The sequence below is a fragment of the Corynebacterium sp. 401_CJEI genome (assembly GCF_001076435.1).
GTDB lineage: Bacteria > Actinomycetota > Actinomycetes > Mycobacteriales > Mycobacteriaceae > Corynebacterium > Corynebacterium jeikeium_D.
In genome coordinates this window covers 111,526-136,195 of sequence record NZ_JVIP01000044.1, presented here as the reverse complement: position 1 = coordinate 136,195, position 24,670 = coordinate 111,526, and the positions used below count along the sequence as shown (strand labels likewise).

Annotated in this window: 16 protein-coding genes; 6 read left to right on the top strand and 10 right to left on the bottom strand. The window is 56.8% G+C overall.

What is annotated here, in order from left to right; translation table 11 throughout:
- The 4 genes from ADM64_RS10865 to ADM64_RS10620 form a co-directional block, all read right to left on the bottom strand.
- Positions 1-314, bottom strand: a 314-nt coding sequence (locus ADM64_RS10865) for a helix-turn-helix domain-containing protein (protein ID WP_241486319.1), incomplete at its 3' end; no start/stop codon positions are given.
- A gap of 232 nt (positions 315-546) precedes the next feature.
- The gene (locus tag ADM64_RS10630) at positions 547-4,215 is read right to left on the bottom strand and encodes a multifunctional oxoglutarate decarboxylase/oxoglutarate dehydrogenase thiamine pyrophosphate-binding subunit/dihydrolipoyllysine-residue succinyltransferase subunit (protein WP_049194132.1); all 3,669 of its coding nucleotides are present in this window, start codon (positions 4,213-4,215) and stop codon (positions 547-549) included.
- Between the two features lie 103 nt (positions 4,216-4,318).
- Positions 4,319-8,164 carry an ABC transporter ATP-binding protein gene (locus ADM64_RS10625; protein WP_049194131.1) on the bottom strand — a complete coding sequence of 1,282 codons (3,846 nt, stop codon included), beginning with the start codon at positions 8,162-8,164 and terminating at the stop codon, positions 4,319-4,321.
- A 105-nt stretch (positions 8,165-8,269) separates the two neighbouring features.
- On the bottom strand, positions 8,270-9,088 hold the full coding sequence (locus ADM64_RS10620; RefSeq protein WP_224433199.1) for a hypothetical protein: 819 nt from the start codon (positions 9,086-9,088) through the stop codon (positions 8,270-8,272).
- Between the two features lie 186 nt (positions 9,089-9,274).
- Between ADM64_RS10620 and ADM64_RS10615 the strand changes: the two genes are divergently transcribed.
- Together ADM64_RS10615 and ADM64_RS10610 are read left to right on the top strand one after the other, a co-directional pair.
- On the top strand, positions 9,275-10,087 hold the full coding sequence (locus ADM64_RS10615; protein WP_049194141.1) for a (2Fe-2S)-binding protein: 813 nt from the start codon (positions 9,275-9,277) through the stop codon (positions 10,085-10,087).
- Positions 10,088-10,285: 198 nt separating this feature from the next.
- The gene (locus ADM64_RS10610) at positions 10,286-11,119 is read left to right on the top strand and encodes a hypothetical protein (RefSeq protein WP_048732832.1); all 834 of its coding nucleotides are present in this window, start codon (positions 10,286-10,288) and stop codon (positions 11,117-11,119) included.
- A 28-nt stretch (positions 11,120-11,147) separates the two neighbouring features.
- Here the strand turns inward: ADM64_RS10610 and ADM64_RS10605 are convergent, their stop codons facing one another.
- On the bottom strand, positions 11,148-11,702 hold the full coding sequence (locus ADM64_RS10605) for a hypothetical protein (RefSeq protein WP_049194129.1): 555 nt from the start codon (positions 11,700-11,702) through the stop codon (positions 11,148-11,150).
- A 277-nt stretch (positions 11,703-11,979) separates the two neighbouring features.
- On the opposite strand from ADM64_RS10605, the gene ADM64_RS10600 reads away from it, so the two are divergent.
- Together ADM64_RS10600 and ADM64_RS10595 are read left to right on the top strand one after the other, a co-directional pair.
- Positions 11,980-13,062: a S1 family peptidase gene (locus tag ADM64_RS10600; RefSeq protein ID WP_224433198.1), complete on the top strand. Its 1,083-nt coding sequence runs from the start codon at positions 11,980-11,982 to the stop codon at positions 13,060-13,062.
- A gap of 255 nt (positions 13,063-13,317) precedes the next feature.
- The gene (locus ADM64_RS10595; RefSeq protein WP_239660033.1) at positions 13,318-14,457 is read left to right on the top strand and encodes a trypsin-like serine protease; all 1,140 of its coding nucleotides are present in this window, start codon (positions 13,318-13,320) and stop codon (positions 14,455-14,457) included.
- Positions 14,458-14,554: 97 nt separating this feature from the next.
- Here the strand turns inward: ADM64_RS10595 and ADM64_RS10590 are convergent, their stop codons facing one another.
- Complete coding sequence (locus tag ADM64_RS10590) at positions 14,555-17,443, bottom strand: DUF3427 domain-containing protein (RefSeq protein WP_049172005.1); 2,889 nt, start codon at positions 17,441-17,443, stop codon at positions 14,555-14,557.
- A gap of 41 nt (positions 17,444-17,484) precedes the next feature.
- Positions 17,485-17,877 carry a (deoxy)nucleoside triphosphate pyrophosphohydrolase gene (locus ADM64_RS10585; protein WP_049172128.1) on the bottom strand — a complete coding sequence of 131 codons (393 nt, stop codon included), beginning with the start codon at positions 17,875-17,877 and terminating at the stop codon, positions 17,485-17,487.
- 120 nt (positions 17,878-17,997) lie between these two features.
- Here ADM64_RS10585 and ADM64_RS10580 point away from each other — a divergent pair, with 120 nt between their 5' ends.
- On the top strand, positions 17,998-19,380 hold the full coding sequence (locus ADM64_RS10580) for an MFS transporter (protein ID WP_049194127.1): 1,383 nt from the start codon (positions 17,998-18,000) through the stop codon (positions 19,378-19,380).
- Here the strand turns inward: ADM64_RS10580 and ADM64_RS10575 are convergent.
- Positions 19,377-20,309, bottom strand: coding sequence for a bile acid:sodium symporter family protein (locus tag ADM64_RS10575; RefSeq protein WP_049194126.1), 933 nt, complete (start codon positions 20,307-20,309; stop codon positions 19,377-19,379). The genes ADM64_RS10580 and ADM64_RS10575 overlap by 4 nt on opposite strands.
- Positions 20,310-21,022: 713 nt before the next feature.
- Between ADM64_RS10575 and ADM64_RS10570 the strand changes: the two genes are divergently transcribed.
- A complete protein-coding gene (locus tag ADM64_RS10570) occupies positions 21,023-23,197 on the top strand; it encodes a DEAD/DEAH box helicase (RefSeq protein ID WP_049194125.1) in 2,175 nt (724 codons plus the stop codon).
- A 171-nt stretch (positions 23,198-23,368) separates the two neighbouring features.
- Here ADM64_RS10570 and ADM64_RS10565 read toward each other — a convergent pair whose 3' ends face one another.
- Together ADM64_RS10565 and ADM64_RS10560 are read right to left on the bottom strand one after the other, a co-directional pair.
- Positions 23,369-23,869, bottom strand: a complete 501-nt coding sequence (locus tag ADM64_RS10565; RefSeq protein ID WP_049172012.1) for a hypothetical protein — start codon at positions 23,867-23,869, stop codon at positions 23,369-23,371.
- A gap of 108 nt (positions 23,870-23,977) precedes the next feature.
- Positions 23,978-24,619 (bottom strand): HNH endonuclease family protein, encoded by a 642-nt coding sequence (locus tag ADM64_RS10560; protein ID WP_049194123.1) that lies wholly within the window; start codon positions 24,617-24,619, stop codon positions 23,978-23,980.
- Between the last annotated feature and the right edge of the window lie 51 nt (positions 24,620-24,670).

Here is a 24,670-nt window from a genome sequence, read left to right as displayed (position 1 = left end):
TACACCGTGGTTGTGCACACCCCAGCCTGCGCGGCAATCTCGGCAACACTATATGAGCCGGCCATAAGCATCTCGTAGATCACGCGATGCTTATGCATCATCGAGACCTTCGGGTAGTGCGATTGGTGCTGGATCTCAATTCCGGCTTGTCGCGCCCACCGCCTGACAGTTGGTGAGGGTATCCCTAACTCACGTCCAACTGCGCTTGCTGATGCCCCGTTGGCGATGTGTTGAAGCGCAATCGGTTTGATGGCACTGTATTTCGTTCGGCGGGTTTGCTTCACTACTTCTCCTGGTCGAAAGTGGTGATGCATTCACCGCCTGAACCTACCGGGCCGTTTCTGTCATAAACGTAGTCAGTAACTCGCATTGAGGACTAAGTAGTAAATGGTGCCGACCCGGTGGTACGCCGACCGGGCACACTTTTTGACTATTCGCCCTTGATGCCTGGCAACGATCGCCCAAGTAACAAGAAAGGGGCTCCAACCGTTCGGTTGGAGCCCCTTAGCGTTTACACGCGAACTGGTGAAAACCAGTCAATGAGACCTACTTGAGAGCCTCTTCCAGCAGAGCCTTCTCCTCAATCTGGTGTACCTTAGCCACACCAGTTGCGGTGGAGGACTGTGCACGGCGGGAAACGCGGGTCAGCTTCGGCATATCCGGCAGAACCTCTGGGAGGTTCAGTGCCAGGAACGGCCATGGACCCTGGTTAGCCGGCTCATCCTGAACCCAGCGGACTTCCTCAAGATCCGGGTAGGACTCGAAGATGTCGCGGAGGCGGTTGTGCGGCAGCGGGTGCAGCATCTCCAGGCGAGCGATTGCAAGATCGTCGCGCTTGTCCTTCTTGCGCTTCTTCTCCAGCTCCCAGTAGATCTTGCCGGAGCAGAGCAGCAGGGTCTTGATGCCGGACTTGTCCTTGGACTCGAAGTTCGGGTCATCGATGACCGAGCGGAACTTGTTCGGGTTGGTGAAGTCCTCGACAGCAGACGCTGCCATCTTGTTGCGCAGCATCGACTTCGGCGAGAACACAACCAGCGGACGGTGCAGGTCGGACAGGACGTGGCGACGCAGCAGGTGGAAGTAGTTAGCCGGCTCGGACGGCTGAGCAACGGTGTAGGAGCCCTCGGCTGCGAGCTGCAGGAAGCGCTCGATACGTGCCGAAGAGTGGTCCGGGCCCATGCCCTCGTAGCCGTGCGGCAGCAGCAGGATCAGCTTGGAGGTCTGACCCCACTTGGCCTCGCCGGAGGAAACGTACTGGTCAATGGTGGTCTGAGCGCCGTTGGCGAAGTCACCGAACTGTGCTTCCCAGAACACTGCTGCGTCCGGGTTACCCAGGGTGTAGCCGTACTCGAAGCCCATGCCTGCGTACTCGGTCAGAGCCGAGTTGTAAATCATGAAGCGACCACCGTTCTTGGACTTACCGTAGGCGTCGATCGGGTTGTATTCCGAACCGTCCTCGGAGTCAATCAGAACTGCGTGGCGAGAGGTAAAGGTACCGCGGCGGACATCCTCACCTGCGAAGCGGACGTCGATGCCAGCACCGGTGAAGGAGCCGATTGCCAGCAGCTCGGCCATACCCCAGTCGATGCCACCTTCCTGAGTCATCTCCGCGCGCTTCTTAGCGACCGGCGCAACACGCGGGTGAATCTTGAAGCCCTCAGGGAGGTTGACGTAAGACTGACCAATCTCGACGATTTCAGCCTTCTCGATGCCGGTCTTCAGACCATGCGGCAGCGGCTGAGAGCCTGCAATACCGGACTGTTCGCCCGGCTTTGCGTCCTGTGCTGCGCGGACCTCGTTGAAGACAGCTTCCATCTGGTCGTGGAAGTCTCGGCGAACTGCCTCGTACTCTTCCTCGGAAATGTCACCGCGACCAATCAGGTCCTCGGTGTACTGAGCGCGGACGCTTTCCTTTTCGTCGATGACCTTGTACATCAGCGGCTGAGTCATGGACGGGTCATCGGCCTCGTTGTGGCCGCGCTTGCGGTAGCAAACCAGGTCGATGAAGACGTCCTTGCCGTAGCGGTTACGGTACTCAACAGCCAGCTGGCCGACCCAGACGACAGCCTCCGGGTCGTCACCGTTGACGTGGAAGACCGGGCAGCCGTATGCCTTGGCGATGTCGGTTGCGTAGTAGGAGGAGCGACCGGAGTCCGGCGAAGTGGTGAAGCCGATCTGGTTGTTCACCACGATGTGGACGGTACCGCCGACCTTGTAACCACGCAGGGACATGAGGTTCAGGGTCTCCTGGACAATGCCCAGGCCGGCGAAGGATGCGTCACCGTGCAGCAGCAGCGGCATGACGGAGTAGCCCTCTTCGCCCTTGTTGATCTTGTCCTGGCGTGCACGAGCAAGACCCTCAACGACCGGGTTGACGGCCTCGAGGTGGGACGGGTTCGCAGTCAGGGTGACGTCAATCTCGCCCTCGCCGAACATCTGGATGTGACGGCCAGTAGTACCCAGGTGGTACTTGACGTCACCAGAACCGCCGACCTGTGCCGGGTCGATGTTGCCTTCGAACTCGGTGAAGATCTGGCGCAGTGGCTTGCCGACGATGTTTGCGAGCACATTCAGTCGACCGCGGTGTGGCATACCGATGACGACCTCATCCAGGCCAGCACCAGCAGCGGTGTCGATGGCGGAGTCCATCAGCGGAATCAGCGACTCTGCGCCCTCAAGGGAGAAGCGCTTCTGACCGACGTACTTGGTCTGCAGGAAGTTCTCGAATGCCTCAGCGGCGTTCAGCTTCTGCAGGATGTACTTCTGCTCAGCGTGGGACGGCTTTGGCTGGCCACCCTCAATGCGCTCTTCCAGCCACTCGCGCTCTTCGCGGTCGAGGATGTGAGCGTACTCGGAACCGACCTTGAGACAGTATGCGTTCTGCAGGCGAGAGAGAACCTCGCGCAGCGTCATAGTCTCCTTGCCGCCGAAACCACCGACGTTGAAGGTGCGGTCCAGATCCCACAGGGTCAGACCGTGCTCCTCAATATCGAGGTCAGCGTGGTTCGGAGCGGAATCATTCGGCTGGTCAGAACGCAGCGGGTCGATATCAGCCAGCAAGTGACCGCGGGAGCGGTAGGCCTCAATCAGACGCATAACGCGGGTGTTCTTGTCGATACCCGTGTTCGGCAGATCCTGTGCCCAACGGATTGGGGTGTAGGGGACGTGCATGGTCTGGAAGATGTGGTCCCAGAACTTGTCGTCGACGAGCAGGTTGCTCATCGTGCGCAGGAACTCACCGGACTCTGCACCCTGGATAATGCGGTGATCGTAAGTAGAGGTGATGGTCACCAGCTTGCCGATGCCCATCTCTGCCAGACGGTCAGCGGAAGCACCAGCGAACTCAGCCGGGTAATCCATGGAACCGACACCGATAATCGCGCCCTGGCCCTTGGTCAGGCGCGGGACGGAGTGGCGGGTACCGATGCCGCCCGGGTTGGTCAGGGAAATGGTGACGCCCTGGAAGTCCTTACCGGTCAGCTTGCCGTGGCGAGCACGAACGACGATGTCCTCGTAGGCGTCGACGAACTGCTTGAAGGTCAGGGTCTCACACTCGCGGATAGCGGCAACTACGAGCGAGCGAGAGCCGTCCTTAGCTGGCATATCAATAGCCAGGCCGAGGTTAATGTGCTCCGGGATAACCAGAACTGGCTTGCCGTCAACCACCTTGTAGTTGTTGTTCATGTCCGGGTGGAGCATGACAGCCTTCACCATGGCGTAACCAATGATGTGGGTGAAGGAAATCTTGCCACCGCGGGCGCGTGCCAGATGATTGTTAACCAGGGTGCGGTTTTCAAACATCAGACGTGCCGGCATATCGCGAACCGACGTAGCAGTCGGCATCTCCAAGGAGACATCCATGTTCTTAGCGATAGCCCGTGCGACGCCCTTCAGAGGCTCTTCGCCGGATTCAACAGCCGAAACCTTGGCTGCTGCATCCATCGGGGACTTCTTCGGCTTCGGAGACGCCGGCTTGTTCGGGGTCTTAGTTGGTTCGCCCCCCTTGGATTCACGACGTCCGGTTGCCTTAGCTTCCTCCTTCGTGGCTGCTGCTGGCTTTGCCATATTGGAAAGGTCCTCGCCCTTTTGGGACGGGGTGTGGGTTGCGAAGAATTCGCGCCATTCCTGACCCACAGATTGTGGATCCTTCTGGAATTGCTGGTACATCTCGTCGACCAGCCATTCGTTCTGGCCGAAGCTCATGTCGCTGCTCACGGCAGGTACTCGCCTCTTTTCGTCTTAGTTTTACTAACTCACGTTTATTCTAATTAGCGCAAGTGTCAAAGTGTCATTCAAGGATAACGAAAATTCTGAATTACTACACCGTCGCGCTCCCCATATGGTACTTGCTCCAAAGCTCTGCGTATTGGCCACCCGCCGCTAGGAGCTCGTCATGGGAGCCGTCCTCGACAATACGCCCGTGGTCAAGTACCAAAATCCGGTTGGCCCGAGCCGCTGTAGCCAGGCGGTGGGCCACAATAATTGCCGAGCGTTGACGCGACGCACGGTCAGTGGCTTCAAGGATTGCCGACTCTGTTGCAGGGTCGAGTGTCGCGGTGGCTTCGTCGAGAAGCAGCAGTTCAGGACGCATCATTTCGGCACGAGCGAGTGCGATGAGCTGACGCTGTCCGGAGGAGAGCCCTCGGCCATCTGGGCCGACGGGGTGGTGGAAGCCACCGGGCAGGCTGGCAATGGTGCTGAGGGCACCGACGTTTTTCGCGGCCTGCTGAATTTCAGCATGACTGCTGTCCGGTAGACCGTAGGAAATATTTGTTGCTACTGTCCCCGAAAACAGGTGTGATTCTTGGGGGACATAGCCGAGGGTGCGTCGCCAATCGTTAAGAGGGAAGTCGCGGATGTCAGTTTCGGAGGCTCGCACCACACCGTCAACTGGATCGTAGAACCGAGCAAACAACTTAATGATTGTTGATTTTCCGGCGCCGGTGGATCCGACAATTGCGACTGTTTCTCCGGCAGGAATCTGCAAATCGAGAGCATCGAGAACCTGCGGGCGTTCGTGCTCAGAGTCGGCGGCGGGGTAGGAGAAAGTTACCTTGTCTAAGCGCAGGTCGCCAGCAGCTGCGCGGGACGCGCCGTCAGTAGTGCCGTGATCTGGCATGGGGGCGGTCTGTAGGAGGTCATCAATGCGATTGAGGCCGACCTTCGCCTGCTGGTAGCCGTCGAAAACATGGGACAGCTGCTGAATCGGGCCAAAGAGCATTCCTAGGTACAGCGTGAAGGCGACGAGTACGCCGGGTGTCGTGGTTCCCGAAGCAACCTGTTGGGCACCGACAGCCAATACCGCGGCTGTTGCCAACTCAGAGACGAAGTTGATGCCGGGGAAGAATAGAGCCACGGCCAGCTGTGCTCTCTGACGAATTGCGCGGTACTTGTTGGATTCCTCGGCAAAGGAAGATTCGATATCGGCGACGCGGTGGTACATCTGAATCTCGCGAAGCCCACCAATAGTCTCCTGAAAATCAGCGTTGACCAAGGAGAGCTGCTCTCGCGCAGCCTTGTATAGGCGCGAGGAGATCCGGCGGAATACCAGAGTGGACACCACAATGATGGGAAGCGATGCCAACGCCACTGCGGCGAGTGACACCTGTGTGGCAAGCAACAGCGCTGTGACACCGAGCAGAGTAAACGCGGCGATAGCCCCTTCTGCCAGTCCCGTTTGCAGGAAAGAGGACAGCGCGTCGATGTCGGTTGTCATCCTCGTCATGATGGCGCCCGAGCGATTGGCCTCGAAGTAGTTAATGCCAAGCGACTGCAGGTGACGGTAGCAGCGCACACGCAGGGCATAGAGCAGCCGCTCACCAGTGCGCGCAGTAATAACAGCATTTGTGGCTACGGCAAGCCAACTGATGAGGACCGTCGCCAAGCCACCTGCGGCGCAGGCCCACAGCACGGCCTCATTGTGCTCACTGATGCCGTGGTCAATGGCGTAGCGCACGAGCATGGGGAACGCCAGATCGGCGACGGCAATGAGGGCGAGTAGCGCAATGACACTTATAAATAGGCCACGGACATAGGAGAGCAGCCGGCGCAGAGAAAAAAGCTCGGAGTTGTCGAGTGCCGCAGCGGGCACACGCGGTTTTTCGGTAGCGGGTGGGAGGTTTCGCACACGCTCGAGAAGCTCAGGCGTCGCAGGAGCATTGGCGAGAGCCGCCCCCATGCCACCACGACCGCCGCCGCGGCCACCTGGACCACCGGGTCCACCTGGACCGCCTGGACCTCCTCCGGCTCGGCCAACCCCGCGGCTCATTTGAGAAGTGGCACCTCCGGGAAGCCGCGCAGCGGTGTCTGGCGTGGAGTTGTCGGAGGTTGGCGCGGTTTCGTCGGGCCAGAGTTCCTCGGGGCTGGGGTCCTCACTGCCAATGGGGTCGAGAACAAGGTTTTCGATTTCGGGGTAGGCGCTCTGGTCGATGTCCATCAGCTCGGTGAAGCGCGGATGAGAAGAAATCAGTTCGGCCTTGGTACCAATGCCAGTGATGGCACCGTCTTCGAAAATGGCGATGTGGTCCGCCTGCTCGAGAGTAGAAGATCGATGCGCCACGATGACGATAGTCGTATCCGCCAGCTGTGAAGTCAGCGCGTTGAAGATTTCCAACTCTGTTGCAGCATCGATTGCTGAGGTCGCGTCATCGAGAACCAAAACTCGAGGCCGTGCGAGGAATGCCCGTGCTAACGCGACGCGTTGAGCTTGTCCGCCGGAGAGATTATGCCCGCGCTCACCGATGGCTGTGTCCCACCCCTGAGGCAGGTCGTCGACGAAGTTGACCTGGGCGGCTGTCGCTGCGGCGACAATCTCTTCCTGGGACGCCGCGGGATTGGCGAATGCGATGTTCTCACGCAACGTGCCCGCAAATAGATAAGGAGTGTCCGGAACGACAGTAATAGCGTCATATACGTCGCTGGAGAGAATGCGCGCGGTATCTGTGGATGTGCCGTGGCTGGGCGCATCGATAGTGATAGTTCCTGAATCCGGCAGATAGTGACGGCCGAGTAACTCCGTGGCGATAGTCTTTCCGGACCCCGGTGGGCCAATCAACGCTAAGGTCGCCCCTGGCGCGACGGAGAATGAGACATCGTCGATAAGCGTGCGTCCGCCACGGCTGTGGGTGACGTGGTTGAAGCTGATGCCAACGGGGCCGTCGGGGAGAGGGAGCGCGTCGGTGGGTTCGGGGTTGTCTGGTCGGGCGTCGATGACATCGGAAATGCGGTCGATGCTTGCCGACGTCAGCTGTATCGAGATGACCATGTTGGAGACCAGACGCGACAGGGCAGTCAGGCTGGTGAGATACGTGGCAAAAGCTACGAACGTGCCTAGGGTGATGTGTCCGTTAATCGCGAGCCAGCCACCGACCGCGATATTTCCGACGAGGGACAGTTGCGGCAACGACTGCAGCGCCGGTTGGAATCGAGCGCTGAGTTTTGCCGCTCGCAGGCGTAGGGAATAGAGCAGCGACGAGTTACGCTCCATCTTCGCAACTTCGTTGTCACCCTGCGCAAACGCCTTGACAACGCGGATGCCGGAAACGGTTTCCTCGACTTGTCCGGCGATCTCGCCTGCTTGCTGTTGGGCAGCCCAGGTTGCGGCATGGAGTTTGTCACGCGAATTCACCGCAATGTAGACAATCGCTGGCACGACGGCGAGGCCGACCAGTGTCAGGGGCAGCGAGAGGGCGAGCATGATGCCGATAGTGATGAACAGCTTGACGACGGATCCCAGCGTCAACGGCAACATCGCCAGTAGTCCGGACACTGCCTGGAGGTCGGAAATTGACCGTGACACGACCTGGCCGGTGTTGACTCGGTCTTGTGCTGGACCATCGAGGTTTTGTAGGGAGCGAAGGATCTTTAGTCGCAGGTCGTGCTGAACATCAATGGAGAGTTTGCCGGAGAAGAATCTGCGCCCCACCTGGGCGACGAAGCGTACTAACGCGATGGCCAGAAAGACGGAAATGACTGCCTGCAGGGGAGTTAGGGAAGGCAGTAGGCGCGCGGGGACACCGCCATCGGAAGAGCCCGTTGCCACATCAATGGCATCTCTAGTGAGAAGCGGAAGTACGGACTCTAGCCCGACAACGATTAGCGCTACAACAATGACACCATAGAGCGGTAGTGGCCTGTGAAGAGACTGTTTCCACAAGAACTTCATGGGAGAGGTTCTGAGGGGTTTGCTCTGGGCCATGGTGGGTACCGCTCTTCCATTGAAAAACGTCGCTGAAGGGTAAGTCGCTGAAGGGTAATCGGGTAAGAGGAACTACTTATTCTTCTTTTTCTTCGGCCACTTCAGCGCCGAGGGGATAGAGAACCTCGATGACCTTGAGCCCTTCTTCGAGTCCTCAGAGGTGTTGGATTTAGCCGGTAGCTTTCGTTCAAAGTCCGACCAATCCTGGGGAAGCGGGCCCAGAGATGCGCGAGTGGAGCTGATAAGAATGCCACCGAGCTTGCGATTGGCGGAGGCCCCAACCACGGCGCCAATTCCAAATGGCAAAATCTTACCGATGATGGCCAGACGAGCGTTCTTCATCAAGCGCTTGCGTGCCTCGCGAATCAGCAGGCGGTTTGCTGCACCCAGCTGCGGAACGCCAAGCCGTGGCAGTAGAGAATTCACGGAAGTTTTGGTCTGCTTCCGCAGCGATTCCTCGCCAAGAAGAGAGGCCATAATAGCTGTCCCCTCAGAACCACTCATGGCCGCAAGAATCAGCGTGCGACGGCGTTGCGGATCGGTGATGTCAATATTGCGCAGGGTCGCTGAGGCCAGTGTGTACCAGGCTGATGCTTCCAGAAACAGCAGAGATTCACCGGTAACCGCAGCCAAGCCCGTAATCATGCCGACGCCGGGGAGAACCGCGCTGCCGCCGGCGGCACCACCGGTGCCGGTGACCAGGTTGAGGTAGTGGGAATCAATACGTTCCTGTACCTGCGCCGGAGTTTCATCTTTTTTGCGCTTGTGTAGGGAACTGACGTACCCGGTGATGGCAGACGACTGCCAGCTCATGGTCTTATCCAGGGTTTGGATAAGAAGGGTTCCCAGTTTTCCGGCATCACGTTCGATCGCTTCGGGGGTTGAGTTCACCGCATCAGTTACTGTGCGAGTTGAATCCTTCTTCGTCTTTTGGAACAAAGTAGTAGACCTCCTAAACGGGTCCGTTGAGAGCCATATGCCCATATAAACACTACTGAGCTGTGGGGAAATTCCGTAGTCGGTGGAAAAATAGACAGGTGTACGGCGATTAACACAGTCGATAGAAGGATGAGACTGGTGAACGATGTCACGCGGGGTGCCGCATTGCCTCCCGAGTACTCCCAGCTTTTGGCGGACTTTCCTCGGTTTTCCGCAGATGTTATGCCTCACGACGGCGCTGCCGAGTGGCACCTTTCTACCGAAGCTGTAGCCGCCGGAATTGAGGCTGGGAGAAAGCTGTTTCCCATGCCCGAGGTTGCGGGGGATACCCGTTTCCAGGCCCAGTTGTGGTGGTGGTCCATGTGCGGAGCATTGGTAGGGCCATCGCTGGCATGCGTGTTGGTGTCCGATCGAGTTCCGGTGTGGCAGTGGTCTTCTTGGTTCGCCTTTCTCCGAGATGACTATTGGGTTGGGTTCCAAGCTCAACAGTTTGAAAGCATTTCCGCTGAGGATGCGGATGAGCTGAAGGATTCCGGCGAAGCACTGGCTCATTTCTTGGATCCGTTGGCTCAGGTTGTTGGAGAAGTCGGGGAAATCAAGCCTGCCCCTCTTTGGGCCGTGGCTGCCGATGCCGTAGCTAACGCCGCAATATCCGCCGGTAATGAGCTGATGGAGCCCTGGCGCGGAGCGCTTATTGGCAAACATGTCGTTGAGGGAATACAGCGAGTACATCGGGTCCCTCTTCCTCGTTTCATGGATTCCTGCGGAGGCGAGGTGCTCCCCTGGGATGAAGCTGCTGCTGAGGCGGGAGAAGAACCGGACTTCGATGTAGTTACTCACCTGGAGAGAGCTACTTGCTGCATGATTTATCACAGCCCAGATGCCGATCTGTGTGTCTCCTGTCCAAAACGTTCTCGTGAGGAACGCCATCAACTCTGGGCACGCTACTGAGCGCTCTGTTTTCGAGAATCGACAGCTGGCGGCCTGCTCCTCAACCGACCGCGTTGGCGGCTTTGCAGCAGCACGCACTCTGCCGGCGCGATCTTTCGCAGCAATTGCCGGGGGCATGAGCCACCCCATGATTGCGCGTTTGTCGCTACGATTGGCTGCGGGTAGAGGCCAATTATCTTTCAAGGGAGGATTCCACCCATGAGCTTTTTCGAGCAGATTGCTGCGGCACTGGACCGCGAGGGCATTGAAAGCCGTGTCAACGATGACACCCTCTTCGTTCCCATTACCTCTGACCTGGAGGTTCAGTTCGTCACCATTGATGAGGACATCCCGGCTGCCGAAGTTTACGTAGCCGCTGCCGATGTGGATGATGAGGACGACGAGTTCGAAGCTGTTCTGGTCTCCGCTGTATTCTCCGTCGAAGACGCCGTCGCGGCAGTCGCCCACCATGTAGCTACTGACCAGGTTGTTGGCCTGCTGCGCACTCTGCTCGATGGTGATGATGACCGCATTGCTGACCTGGAGTTTGAACAGGACCCCGAAGAGGCAACCTTGGTCACCTCCGAAGTTGGTACCTCCTCGTTGGTTCAGGTTTTGGTAACTGCCCACAACAACGAGCCCAGCGCACACGTCCGCTTCATCTCTCAGGACGCGAACTTGGACGACATTGTCGACCAGGCCATCGCAGAGTTTTGGGACTCGGACACCGAAACGGTTCTCACCGATGATGACCGTCGCAAGATGTTCGCTGACCTCTACTCTGACATCCAGACCTTGCGCAATGAGGTTCTGACGCTGGGCACCTTCAAGGACTTTGACAAGCTGATGGATGTCCTTGCGCTCGTGGTAGACCGCGCAGAGGAATGGGAAGATCAGCTGGCACCCGTCGATGACGGGTACGCGGAGTATATCTACTCTGATCACGTTGCCTCCTTGGACGGGGATGATGATGACGATGACGACGATGATGACCTCTATGACGATGGCGACTATGACGACGAGGACGACGAAGAAGGCGACGACAGCGAGTAGCCGTACTGTGGCAGCACTGTGAACAGTGCTAAGCCGCTGATGGGCGAGAAGAAAAGAGCTCGTTAGGACACGGCAGTGGCCGCGCGTCCCTGGTGCCAATCCAGCTATAACGGCGCCCGGGGAGTGCGAGGTCAGTGCCGTTTTCGTGTATCTTGCTGCAGTCCTGCGCACGATGGAGTGCCTCAGCCACAGCCCGAGTACGTCGGCGGTTTTCTTCCCGCGTCCGATTCGAACCGCCAATTCCGCGGAGGACTACCTCCGATGAGGATTCCACCTTGACGGAAACGGAGTACATGAACATGGGCTCATCCTTCAGGATGAAGTATTCCGCGTGCACGTCGGCAAGCTGAGAGACCAGTGCGCGAGGAAGCGCTATCCGTGACGCGCGGACGGTGACCACAGGCCCGTCGGGAAGCGAGAAGGTGTGATCTAGCGCGCCGGGCGAATGCCTACGGCCGATGGTGGGGTGGCAGAGGATTGTGCGGATGAGGTCGAGGTCTTCGAAACATTCTGCACGGTAGGTAGCGGATAGTCGGGGAAGAGCTAGGCGGCGATGAATGGGAAACTCGTCTGCTGTGTTCATGGGTCACAAGTTATCGAACACCCCGGACTCACATTTTCGAACATATAGAACTAATGTTCGAGATATGTTTAGCATCAATTGGCTACCCAAGTGGGGGTAGTCAATTGGCTAGGTGCCTGGTGTTATTGCAGGGACATGTGGGGTTGTGGAAACGATTCGATAACGACTTTTGTAAAAGTCCAAGAGTCTGAGAAAACGCTATTTCTGGGGGTGGGGTGGTGGATTAGTGTGGGGGATGGTCCTAAAGGAAAACTAAAAATTTGAAAGATTCGTCTCAATGAAGCACGCAAGAAGTCGAATGGCGGTATCGGCTTTCGCAGCACTTTTGTCCTTGGCAGCCCCGGTCGCGGCACATGCTGTCGTGGTTGGCCCGGGTGACCCGATTCGAACTCCCATGGAGGGAAGCCCGTGGGATGGGCACCGAAATGTCAACTCGCCGATGTGTTCGGCGGGTGTTCCTGGGACGGTGACGGACCGCAATGGGGAAAAGCATCGGGTCATGTTGACCGCAGGGCACTGTGTGAATGATGCTCCGGATGTGGGTCTGCCAATCGTTACCGGTGAGGTGTATGTGCCAACCACCGAAGGCGATAAGCGCATTGGTACGACAGGTGCTCACCGTTGGGAAGTGCCGCAGGAAGATGTCGGACTGGAGTCGTTGCCGGCGGCCTTTAATGGTGCAGACTATGGAGTAATCAACCTTGATCCGGACGTAGAAACTACCGGCGCAAGTTACTCCATCGATGAAAATGGTCAGAGCTACGGGGAGCCTGTAGCGATGACTGGCATTCAAGACAATGAAGATCTGCCGCGTGGCGAGGTCTCCTTCGATAATTTTGGCAAACCTATCTGTAAGGACGGCATGCGTACTGGACGTGCCTGTGGCTATCAGGTATTTCGGGCTCGAAACGGCATTTGGACGGTTGGTATTGGCGTTGACCATGGTGACTCCGGCGGAAATGCCTATGATCCGACCACTAACGAAGTTATTGGCGTAAATTCGATGACCTTCGGTCCGGTCTCGCGTGTGATGCCCGCGGATATTGCCATTCAGGAGGCCTACGGCATTCCCGATGGTCAGGTAAATGACCACTTCGAGGTATCGGATTCCACGGCTCAGCGCGACTCCTCCTACCGCACCCTCAATGAGGATATGGCGGCGGATCAGGAGTATGCCCGGGCGCAGGATTCGCAGGCTTCGCAGGAAGCTTCTGTACCGCAGTTAGCTGATCTTGTGGACCAGCTGCCGCAGTCACCGCAGCTCCCTGAACTGCCACAATCGCCCCAATTGCCACAATCGTCACAGCCGTTTGAGCTGCCTCAATTGGCAGAAATTCAGCTTCCAAGCTTTGAGGGCTAGCACCAGTCTGAGAATCTGACAAAAATCACCCCCGAACCGTTAAGAGAGTCAGAATCATCCAAGGCGGATGGTTCTGGCTCTTGCATTGCTGTTGAACAAACCTTTTGATGTGTAATGCGCGTGCCGTGAAGGCGAATGAACGGTTCCTCGACTGAGAATTTCACCCTAGGTTCCATTTTTGGAGAGCTTTGTAAAGGTGTCCCTAATACACTGAGTGGGACAAGTTTTCTGTACAGAAATGGAGTATCGCACACTATGGCCAGTTCAAAGAAGGTCGCCACACTCACGGCTGCACTGTCGGTAGCTGCGGGTGGCTTTGTGCCCGGAATCGCGGTAGCTGAGGCTGCACCGGCAAACTCGGATGTTGTCATCGGCCCGGGCTCGCCGTTGCGAATGCCGTTCCCGAGCAGTAAGAACATCGACGGACGGCATGTTCAGTCCCCGATGTGCTCTCTGGGAGTTCCCGGCACCGTTGTGGATCAGAATGGCGTTTCGCATCGTGTCATCATGACTGCCGGTCACTGTGTTGTGGCGAAGGATACTGAAACCGGCGAAGAGGTCACCGGCCAGTTCTTCATCCCAACCAAGGACGGCGACAAGCTGGTCAACAAGGACTACATGGGCACCGATATCATGCCGGAAGAGGGTGACTTCGACGAAAACACCACTATGCCGGAGTTCTTCAACGACCTCTTCAATAGCGGTGACTACGGCATCATTGAGGTTCAGGACGACATCAAGACCACCTCTATGTCCCACTCTGTTGATGAGTTCGGCAACGTCCACGGCGAGCCGGTTCAGATCGTCGGTATCGAGGACAAGCGCACTCTCGAGCCGATGGAGATTTCTGTCGACAACTTCGGTGAGCCTGTGTGCACCGACGGTTCCCGTACCGGCCGTGGCTGCGGCTTCCAGGTCTTCCGAGTCCGCAATGGTGTCTGGGCTATCGCTCCGATTGACCACGGCGATTCGGGCGGAAACGCTTTCAACCCGGAGACTCGCGAGGCCATTGGCGTTAACTCCATGGGCATCGGCCCGCTGAGTCGCTTCCAGCCGATTGACGTTGCTCTTGAAGAGCAGTACGACATCCCGGACGGCCAGGTCAACGAGCGCTTCAAGGTAGAGACCTCCACTGAACCGCAGTCCGAGTTCCGCACGATTGACGAGGACTCCCAGTACACCAAGCAGCACGTCCCACAGGAAGAGCCGGATTTGGGTCCGATTGGCGAGCTGCTTCCAGAGGGCGTCGAGGTCCCGCCGGAGATTGCCGACATTATCTCGGAGAGCCCATCTCTCCCGGAGCTGCCGATTCCGGAGCTGTCTGGTGCGACCGCTCAGGCAACGCAGGCAGCCAGCAACATTTCCTCGCAGGCGAACCTGCCGAGCCTGTTCTAATCAGGTCACCGCAGTCTCGTAGATAGGGCGTTCGCTTTACGACGCTCCGTCCAACCCCCTATTCCGCCACAGTGGCGGGGTAGGGGGTTTGCTTTCGTTAGTCAATCGGCTTTGCGTGAAGGTACTCGAAGAATGTGTCGGGAACGGGATGTTCAAGGTGAAGCTTCATTGTGACAACATTCGAGTCTTTTCCCTTAACCCCCTTCATTTTTGCTTGCTGGGGATCACTTGGAGTGGCTTCGCCAAGGTAGGTGAATCCTTCATCTGGTAAATCATCCCTGCGTACAAACAAATGGATAGGGAATTTATGTTGGATGATGCTCTGGACTTCCTGACTCTTTAGCGTCCTATTCGAACGTGTAAACCAACGCATCGTCGAATGGTCAATGAATTCATCCTCGTATGCGATGCGAGGAGCAAGCCCTTTGTGCTTTCGGTAGTTTACAAAGATTGGAATCGTCTGCGAGTGGGAATCGATTTTGTAGCCGTTAAGCGTTCCTGACTGATCGGATTCGAGTCGTAACAGGCGGGAAACGTCCTTCCTCGAGTAGCGGTGATTGCGACGAAGCGCGCCTGCGAAATAACCATTTTCTCGGGATCGGAAAAGAGCAGTTTGAATAATGTCGTCGACATGCTCTCGAAAACTGTTTGGATATGACGTGTCCCACTGGTTGTACAAAGCCAAGAATTCATCAGTCAGTCTGTACCGCGAAGTTTCGTCATCATAATGGACCAAACTGATTTCCTCGTAAGCCCGCTTCGGATAAAACTCGAGGTTGAGCACTCGTTCGACAACAGAGAGATCCTGGTCGCTATTGGAAACACTCTTAGTGCCGAGAAGATCTGAAAACTCTCCACGCGTAAGCGAACCATGTTTAATAAGCTGCTCAAGTAGAAGCAGCTCTTGCGGTTGCTTCCCAGGTAATAGCTCGCGGGACAAAAACTTCAAGTATTCACTTTGCCTTTGCGTCGGCTCTGTTTCGGCTTTTCCCACTCGGTGAAGGAGCTCCCAATAATTCTTGGTGCGTCTGGTCGAGATCACTACGGGATCAACGAGGTCGAACCGTGCAAAATCCATTAGTCGCGGAACTCGGTTAAGGCGGTACTGAAGTAGTTGAATATCCTTCTTAAATTCAGCAATCGTGTCTAGCGAGGCAGTATCAATGGCCTTAAGGATCTTTTCTTTAGCGATTTCATCGAAGCTCACAGTCGAGCCTGATGGGATAGGGGATGGGTCAACGACTTTGCCCTTCATGTTCGACTTATTTCTAGAAGAATCGCCGAAAAGAGCCATTGGAATCAGGTAATTGTTCTTGTAATTTCCGATGAAATCAATTACTCGGAGATGATCCTTTTCCGGGGCTTTGCGAAGGCCTCGCCCCAGCTGTTGCGTAAAGATGATGCTTGACTGCGTGGCTCGCAGCATTACTACTTGGTTGACTGCTGGAATATCAATGCCCTCATTGAAAATGTCAACAGTAATGATGTAGTCAAGTTCGCCTGCAGATAACTCCGCGACGACAGCATTTCGCGTTGAAATTGAGTCCTCGCCAAGAAGAACTTTCGTTCGCAGCTGCCGCCCAAAAAGCTGCTCTTGGTTGAGTTGCTCGGACAGCGCTTTCGCTTCGTCTTTCCGACTGCAAAATATGAGTCCCTTAACTCCTTCAGGAAACCCATAGACACGGAGCTTCTCCAAGAGATAGTCGATACGATCTTTAGCGACCAAGGCCTCAATGGAGGCGGTTTTGTCACCGATAGCCCGCTCTCCATCATCAAAATCGGTGACACCGAAATAATGGAATGGTGCAAGCATGTCGGCTTCAAGGGCGGCTTTCAGCCGGATTTCGTAAGGAACGTTGAAATCAAAGAGCCGAAAGATGTCTCCTGAATCTGGACGCTCGGGTGTCGCTGTTAGGCCGAGAACAAACTCACTGTTGAAGTATTCAAAGACTGGCTTGTAGGAATTAGCAACGCCACGATGAACCTCATCGATAATGATGAAGTCAAAGGCATCAGGAGAAAAGGTCTTGTATGTCGATTGGGAGTACAGGGATTGCACTGAGGCAAAAAGGTATCGTGCATCAGTTTCTTTTTTCCCACCAACTAAAAGGCCAAAGTCTGTGTCTGTAAGATCAGTGCCGGAGTAGGCAAGTACTTTCTGGAACTCCTTCATTGTCTTTTCCAGAATTTGTTCCCGGTGGGCAACGAACAAGACGCGCTTGGCCTGTGCTTCTTTAACTGCTAGTGCAGCAAGGATCGTTTTCCCCGTGCCGGTAGCGGAAATTATGAGGCCTTTCCGCTCGCCTGACTGCCTCAAGTCAGCGATATTCGACAGCGCCACTTGCTGCATTTGATTAGCGATAATTGGGCCGTCAGGCAACAATTTGGTGCTCGAGTTTTTCCAACGTGGAGGGATGCGGCGCTGTTCGTACTCATTGACCCATTGGTGAGTTAATGGAATGCAGCGCTTACGTTGCATATCAATGGCCGTCTCAATTTGGAACGTGATATCGCCATTTTGGTGACTCGAAAAGTGTAGATTCCATTCTTCGTTTTGTTGCAGCGCCTTTTTCGTTAGGTTCGCACTCCCAACGATGGCTGAGAGCCCGATGTCGTTGTAAAAGAGGTATCCCTTAGGGTGAAATCCGCGGTGATGATCATCGGGGTAAATATAAACATTGAGTCCCTTAATCTGAAGGAGTTCCCTGAACATCGATGGTGTATTGAAGTCAAGGTAGGTCGAAGTAATGATCGTCTTTGGGCCAGAAAACTCAAGGAGTTCATTCTTCAACATGGCCAAGGCTTCTGCGGAAATGAAAGCAACCGAAAAAACAAAGCCTGTTGCAGTGCCAAGCTCCTCGCGGAGCGCATTGTACATAGTGGCGGACTCATCATTTCGGATGAGCCGAGGATTGTATTTTTTGTCGGCAACGAATTTTTTATCGATGAAGCCGTAGCGTAGGTCTCCGACCAGGGAATTCATCATTGTTTTAGCATACTAAATGCACCCTGCGTCGCTTGTATTGATTACTGTTCGTTTACAAGAATGTCGACTGTAGGGATGTCCGCTGGCGCCCAATCAACGGAATAAAGCTCGGCCGGTTCTAACCAACGATATTCAGTGTGCTCCGTTAGCTTGATTTTGGGAGAAGAAACGGAACAAAAGTATGTCGCAAGTGAGATAACGGCGAAGTCATACTCATGGTCGACAGTGAGAATGTGGTTCCCAATCTCAGCGTCAAGTTTTAGCTCTTCTCTTAGTTCACGGGCTAGAGCCTCACGAGGGGACTCGCCTTCTTCGATCTTTCCACCGGGAAATTCCCAATAGTTTTCCATCGAGCGACCTGGGCCGCGTTGGGCGGCGAAGATTTTTCCTTCGTAGGTAAGAACGGCACCTACAACTTCGATTCGTTTTTTCATCTCAACTCCGCGTTCTGTCATTGCGCCTCATTCTAGTAATCGTCACTGTTTGCAGATCGGGCTATGGTGAACTCTTGGGCTTCTTATTTTCGCTTTTGCACAGTAGAAAGGACCGTTACCTTGTCAGCTTCCCGTTCGCGCGACCTGCTTCGTCGTAAAGCAAAGTGCGAATCTCAGCCGGATATCGCATCGGAGGTGGGAAGCAAACCACAAGGTCTGGATCCTCGGCAGGGTGAATTAGACGGGACTAAACAGCCGATTCCGCGAGAGATTTGGATTCTGGTCAGCGCTGCGTTCATCATTGCGCTGGGCTTCGGTCTGATTGCACCGATCTTGCCGCAGTACGCGCGCAGCTTCGATGTGGGGGTGTTCGCGGCCAGCTTCGTGGTCAGTTCGTTCTCCATTTTCCGGCTAATCTTCGCGCCGGCATCGGGCTCACTGGTAGAGAAGCTCGGATATCGACGCACGTACCTAACCGGCATCAGTATTGTCGCGTTCTCGACTTTGCTTGTCGGTGTTGCGCAGACATATTGGCAACTGCTGGCGTTTCGTGCGCTCGGAGGCATCGGTTCGACGATGTTTACGGTCTCGGCAATGGGGCTGATTGTGCGGATTTCACCGCCGGAGATCCGCGGTAAGAGCTCGGCCGCCTACGGCACAGCCTTCCTGTTGGGCAATGTCTTTGGCCCAATCATTGGTGCTGCAATGGGCGCATGGGGCATGCGGATGCCGTTTTTCATCTACGGTGGGGCGCTGATCGTGGCAACGATTGTGGTCGGCATGTCGCTGAGTGCGGAGCATCTTCGCCATGTAGTGCCCAAGCGCACGACCCCGGTGCTGAGGTTCTCCGAGGCAATCCGTGACTCGGCATATCGAAGCGCACTAGTCGGAGCCTTCGCCAACGGTTGGTCGAACTTCGGTGTGCGCGTCGCGATTGTCCCGCTGTTCGCCGCGGCAACGTTTTCCCATGTTGGCACCCCAGAACCGGGCAGCGATGGGGCAGTAGCCGCCACTGCCACAGCTGGTTTCGCGCTGACGGCCTTCGCGCTCGGCAATGTCACGGCACTGCAGTTTTCCGGCCGTCTCTCCGACCGCATCGGCCGTCGCCCTCTGCTCATCACGGGCCTGTTCATCAACGGCGTGTTCACGGGCGCTATCGGATTTAGCAGCGGTGCCATTCCGCTACTGATTCTCTCCGTCCTCGCGGGTTTCGGCGCTGGCATGATCAATCCATCGCAGCAGGCCGTGCTTGCCGACGTCATCGGCGCCAACCGCCAAGGTGGAAAGGTGCTGGCCAATTTCCAGATGGCTCAGGACTTCGGAGCGATCTCTGGCCCGCTGATTGTCGGCGCAATTGTGGATGCCGCAGGGTTCAAGGCCGGTTTCTTTGTTTGCGGTGTTATTTCGCTGGTCGCAATGGTGGGCTGGATCTTCGGGCGAGAGACTCTACCAGCCCACTCGTCGAACAGCGGAGCCAAAGAAGCCGAAGCAAAAACAGCTTAAGCAGAAGCGGATTTGCTAGTTTCCTTGCCTTCATCGACCTTTCGGCAAATAGCCACATAGATAGCGCCAGTAATGTTATGCACCACAGCGGCCACCGCGCCGGGAAGCGCGGCCTCCGGGGTAAAGAACTTCGCTGCCATACCGGAGGACAGGCCAGCGGATTGCGTACCGACCTCCACGGCCACCGTGCGCTTGCCCGCAGTTGGCATCCCCACCAGCTGGCCTGCAAAGAAGCCGAGCACGTAACCCAGAACGTTGTGGATGATCACAGCCACAAACACAATCAGGCCAATGTTCGCCAGGCTCTCAGCGTTCTTGGCCACGGCACCGAAGACCACGCCACCGATACCGAGAATGGAAATCCACGGCAGAATCGGCAGGATCTTATTAATAAACGAGTCGGCCACAACGCGAATAACCAGGCCACCAACCACAGGCAGGAGGACTGTCTGGCAGAGGCTCCACGCCATCCCGAGGCCGTCGACCTCCGTGTGCGCGTCGGCAAGCACGAGCATGAGAAATGGCGTCATAATCGGCGAAACTAGCGTCGACACGCTGGTCATAGCGACGGACAGCGCGACGTCACCGCGTGCCAGGTATGCGATGACATTCGACGAAGTGCCGCCCGGAACAGAGCCCAGCATGAGCAGACCAACAGCGAGTGCCGGGTTGAGCCCGAGGGCTTTAGCCACGGCAATCGCCAGCAGCGGCATGATGACAAACTGCGCAATGACGCCGAAGAGAATCACCAACGGGCGCTTAGCGACCTGCTTAAAGTCCGGGGTGGTCAGGGTGAGGCCCATCGCGAACATGATGATCATCAGGAAGTACGTGATGTAATCCGTCAGCGGAGTAAACGGGGCGGGGAAGAAGAATGCCAGCGCCGAACCCGCCAAAATAAAGCCCGGAAACCCGAGAACTTCAATCATTGCCGAGAGCTTCGACGGCTCCTTATCCGCCTGCCCGCCATTCCCAGAAACCTCGTCAGGAGAATGTGGTTTTAGCGGGGACTGCCGGGGCGATGACGGCTGCGGTTCAGATGAATTACTATTGCTGGGCATTTTCGAGCGACCTTGGGTTTATACGTTGTGTAGTTGCAAAAGTCCGCCGAACGGTGGGTGTTCCACGGCGGAAAATAGCTGATATGTGTACAAACTTGTAGGGAAAATGTTAGCCACCTCACCCCAGGAAATTACAAAATAGGCACCCCGAAGTGGGTGCAATGCGCTCGCTTAACGACGGCCCCAGCGCCGGGGCCTCATCCAAGAAATCGACCGCCTAGTGTTGTGACCTTGCGGACAGGAAATGGTTTTTTGACCGACGGTGGCGTAGTCTGGGCAGTCGGTGTGAAATCCTGACGACAATGTCGCAGAGAATCTGGCAGCGGTATAAATTCGCTGGTGAAACGCTTGAAAGTGCATAGTGCATGATGGGCGCCCCTCCTCGGAAGTAAAAGCTGAATTGGGTTTGGGCGCAATTTTTCGAAGTATGTGCAAGAGAAGCGATGTCATCGCAATTCCGACGTGAGAGCACTGAAAAACAAGAACGTAAATTGGGCGGGTCATGTATGTGCGACCCAACTGTGAGTAATCAACTGTTGAATATTGAGTGTGCGGGCGAAAAGGCCCAGGAAGAGCCCCAAATGGCTAATAATGAAATGAATGGCAGCGTCGAGGAAAACCGCGAGGATCAGCGCGAAAACCGCGAGGACGCAATTGTGAAGGCCGAGGATGTAGTGGCCGAGGAAGCACCGGTGGTCGAAGAGAAGGCCGCTGAGGAAAAGACCGAAAAGGCCGAGGTCAAGGAAAAGTCCGAAAAGGCTGAGAAGAAGGCCGAAAAGAACAAAGACGACAACGACGACACCGTCGGCTTCGATGAGCTTGAGCTGCCGGATGACATTGTCAATGCAGTTCGCAAGGTTGGGTTTGAGACTCCGTCCCCAATTCAGGCTGCTACTATCCCGACTCTGATGAGCGGCCGCGACGTCGTCGGCCTGGCTCAGACTGGTACCGGTAAGACCGCGGCGTTTGCGCTGCCGATTCTGGCTCGCATTGATCGCTCCGTCCGCGCACCTCAGGCTCTGGTGCTTGCTCCGACCCGTGAGCTGGCGCTGCAGGTTGCGGACTCCTTCCAGTCGTTTGCTGATCACCTGGGCAAGATTCAGGTCCTGCCAATCTACGGTGGTCAGTCCTATGGAGTGCAGCTGTCGGGTCTGCGCCGAGGTGCGCAGATTATCGTCGGCACGCCTGGTCGTGTCATCGACCACCTGGAGAAGGGCTCGCTGGACATTTCCGACCTGCGTTTCCTGGTGCTGGACGAGGCCGATGAGATGCTGCAGATGGGCTTCCAGGAGGATGTCGAGCGCATTCTTGCCGACACCCCGGATGACAAGCAGGTCGCGCTGTTCTCGGCTACCATGCCGGCTGCGATTCGTCGCCTGTCCAAGCAGTACCTGACGGAGCCGGAAGAGATTACCGTCAAGTCCCAGACTCGCACTGCGGACAACATTCGCCAGCGCTTCCTGATGGTCAGCCACCGCAACAAGCTGGACGCGCTGACCCGCATCCTCGAAGTCGAGGAATTCGAAGCGATGATCATGTTCGTGCGCACCAAGCACGAGACCGAGGAGCTCGCCGAGAAGCTGCGTGCCCGCGGATTCTCCGCTGCTGCCATCAACGGCGACATCCCGCAGACTCTCCGTGAGCGCACGATTGATCAGCTCAAGGACGGCCGCCTGGACATCCTGGTGGCAACCGATGTGGCTGCTCGTGGCCTGGACGTTGACCGCATTTCCCACGTGGTCAACTACGACATTCCGCACGACACCGAGTCCTACGTCCACCGCATCGGTCGTACCGGCCGCGCTGGCCGCTCCGGCGAGGCGCTGCTCTTTGTCACCCCGCGTGAGGGACGCCTGCTGCGCTCGATCGAGCGTGCAACCAAGTCGCAGCTGCACGAGATGAAGCTGCCGACCGTCGATGAGGTCAACGACTCTCGCAAGCAGAAGTTCGCTGATGACTTGACCGAGGCGCTTGCTGATTCGCAGGTTCCGGTCTTCCGTGAGCTCATCGAGGAGTACGCAGAAGAGCACGACACCCCACTGGTTGATATCGCCGCCGCTATCGCTGCGCAGGCACAGTCGGGCGACTTCCTAATGAAGGAGCCGCCGCGTGGCCGTCGTAACGACCGTGACCGTGATCGTTTCGACCGCGACCGCAACCGTGGCCGCGATGGTCGCTCCCGCGGTGAGCGCGGTCAGGGCAAGCGCGCTGACCTGGTCGAATTCGACCGCGAAGGCACCGCAACCTACCGCATCAGCGTCGGTCGTCGCCAGCACGTCCGCCCGGGTGCCATCGTCGGTGCCATCGCCAACGAGGGTGGCCTGTCCTCCAAGGACTTCGGGCACATCGACATCCGTGGCGATCACACTCTGGTTGAACTGCCGGCCAACCTGCCGCAAGAAGTCATCAACAACCTCTCCGATACTCGCATCTCCGGCCAGCTCATTGGGCTGAAGCTTGACGACGGCACCTCGGTCGACGACAGCGATGACTACCGCGGTGGCCGTGGTGGCTACCGTGGCGATCGTCGTGATGGCGGCCGTGGTCGCGGAGGATACCGTGGTGGTCGCGGTCGCGACGACCGTCGTGGTGGTGGCCGTGGCCGTGGCGGCTACCGTGGAAACTTCGATGACGGTGACGATTTCGGTGGCCGTGGTCGCGGTCGCGATGACCGTCGTGGTGGCGGTCGCGGTCGCGGTGGCTACCGTGGTGGCCGTGATGACCGTCGCGGTGGTTACCGAGGCGGACGCCGCTAAACCTGCTAGGTGAGGTGAGCTGGGTGGTCGTCGTCAGGCGACAACCGACGACCGCCCTTGGCGCTGACCTAGAAAATAAAAAACTGCCGGTACGCATGTACTTTCAAACCCGATTAGTCGGGCCGAAACGTACAGACGCACCGGCAGTTTTATTGTGTCTGAGCGTGAGCTCTAGATGAAGAACATCAGGATGCCGGCGACAACCCACAGCAGGGAGAAGATGCCGGAGAACATAGCCAGCTGGCCCTTCTGCTTGTCCCAGTCGAGCTCTTCAGCCTTCTTGCGACGCTCGATGAACTCCGGATCGTCAGCATCCTCGTCTTCGTCAGCGATGCCGAGGCCGGCCATCATCAGACGCTGACGCGGAATGACCAGGAAGAACAACAGTGCCCAGGCGATGATAGCCAGCAGAATTGCGGCGTGCATTGCCCCGGACTTCATGTAGGTCGACACATCGGTGAACATGACACCGAAGCCGAGCAGCGGCACGAGCAGCGACCACATGCCGTAGGTGCGCGAAATGGCGTGCATGGTGCGCGCGGCGCCGACCGTTCCAGCCTCTCCGCCGCGGGCTGCAAGCGCGAGCTTCGGGAACATCGAAATTGCGACAGTCACCGGTCCAAGCAGCAGAATTGCCGCCAGGACGTGAACCATAAGAACTACGTTTTGCACGTATTACCTTTCCACGACTGAATGTAGGCCTCGCGTTCAAGCGAGGAGTGGCCTGGATATTTCTTTATTAAGACCAGTCCTTAACTTAACGTGCTCGCACTATTTTCTCTATTTCGTGCCTTTCCTCGCGCGGATTCCACACGCAGTGGCCATCGCCTTCCAGTCTGCCGACGATACGGGCAGGTCCCATTTAATGGCCACCGCTAAGTAACGATGCGAATAGTCACACGCCTTCGTATCCTCAGGAAGCCATTCGGCCGGGCTGGCATCTCCTTTATCCCGGTTGACCGCGCTTCGCGTGGGTACGAGGTTGGTCTCGATATCGTTGCCAAATTGCCGACGCCGCTCGGCATCCCATGCGTAGGCTCCGAAATCCCACGCCGCTGCCAACGGATAAATGTGGTCGATATCGACCTCATGCGCACCAACCGGGTCACCCGTGTAAGGGTCGGGGATTTCGCGCGGGGAGCCGTCGTCAAGCGAACACGCAGAGCCCCCGAACCACGCCGCCAACACTTTATGGCGTGTATTGCAATCGGCAGAGCCTGCCCAGACGTCGAAGCGCTCGCGTTCGTACCCAGTGACGGTGGGGCGGTCGGCGACGACGCGCACGGTGCGCAGTTGCTTGACGACGGCTTCCGTCTCCGACCCCGCGGGGGAGGAGGTGACGAGAACTCGCGTAAGCGCAAAGGATGAGACAAAGGCGGCAGTCAGGGCGGCGGCCAGGATGGCAAATAAAAAAGGGCGCATACCTAGTTGGGCGCGAAAAATACTTTTTCGGTTCCCTTGTAGGTATGCGCC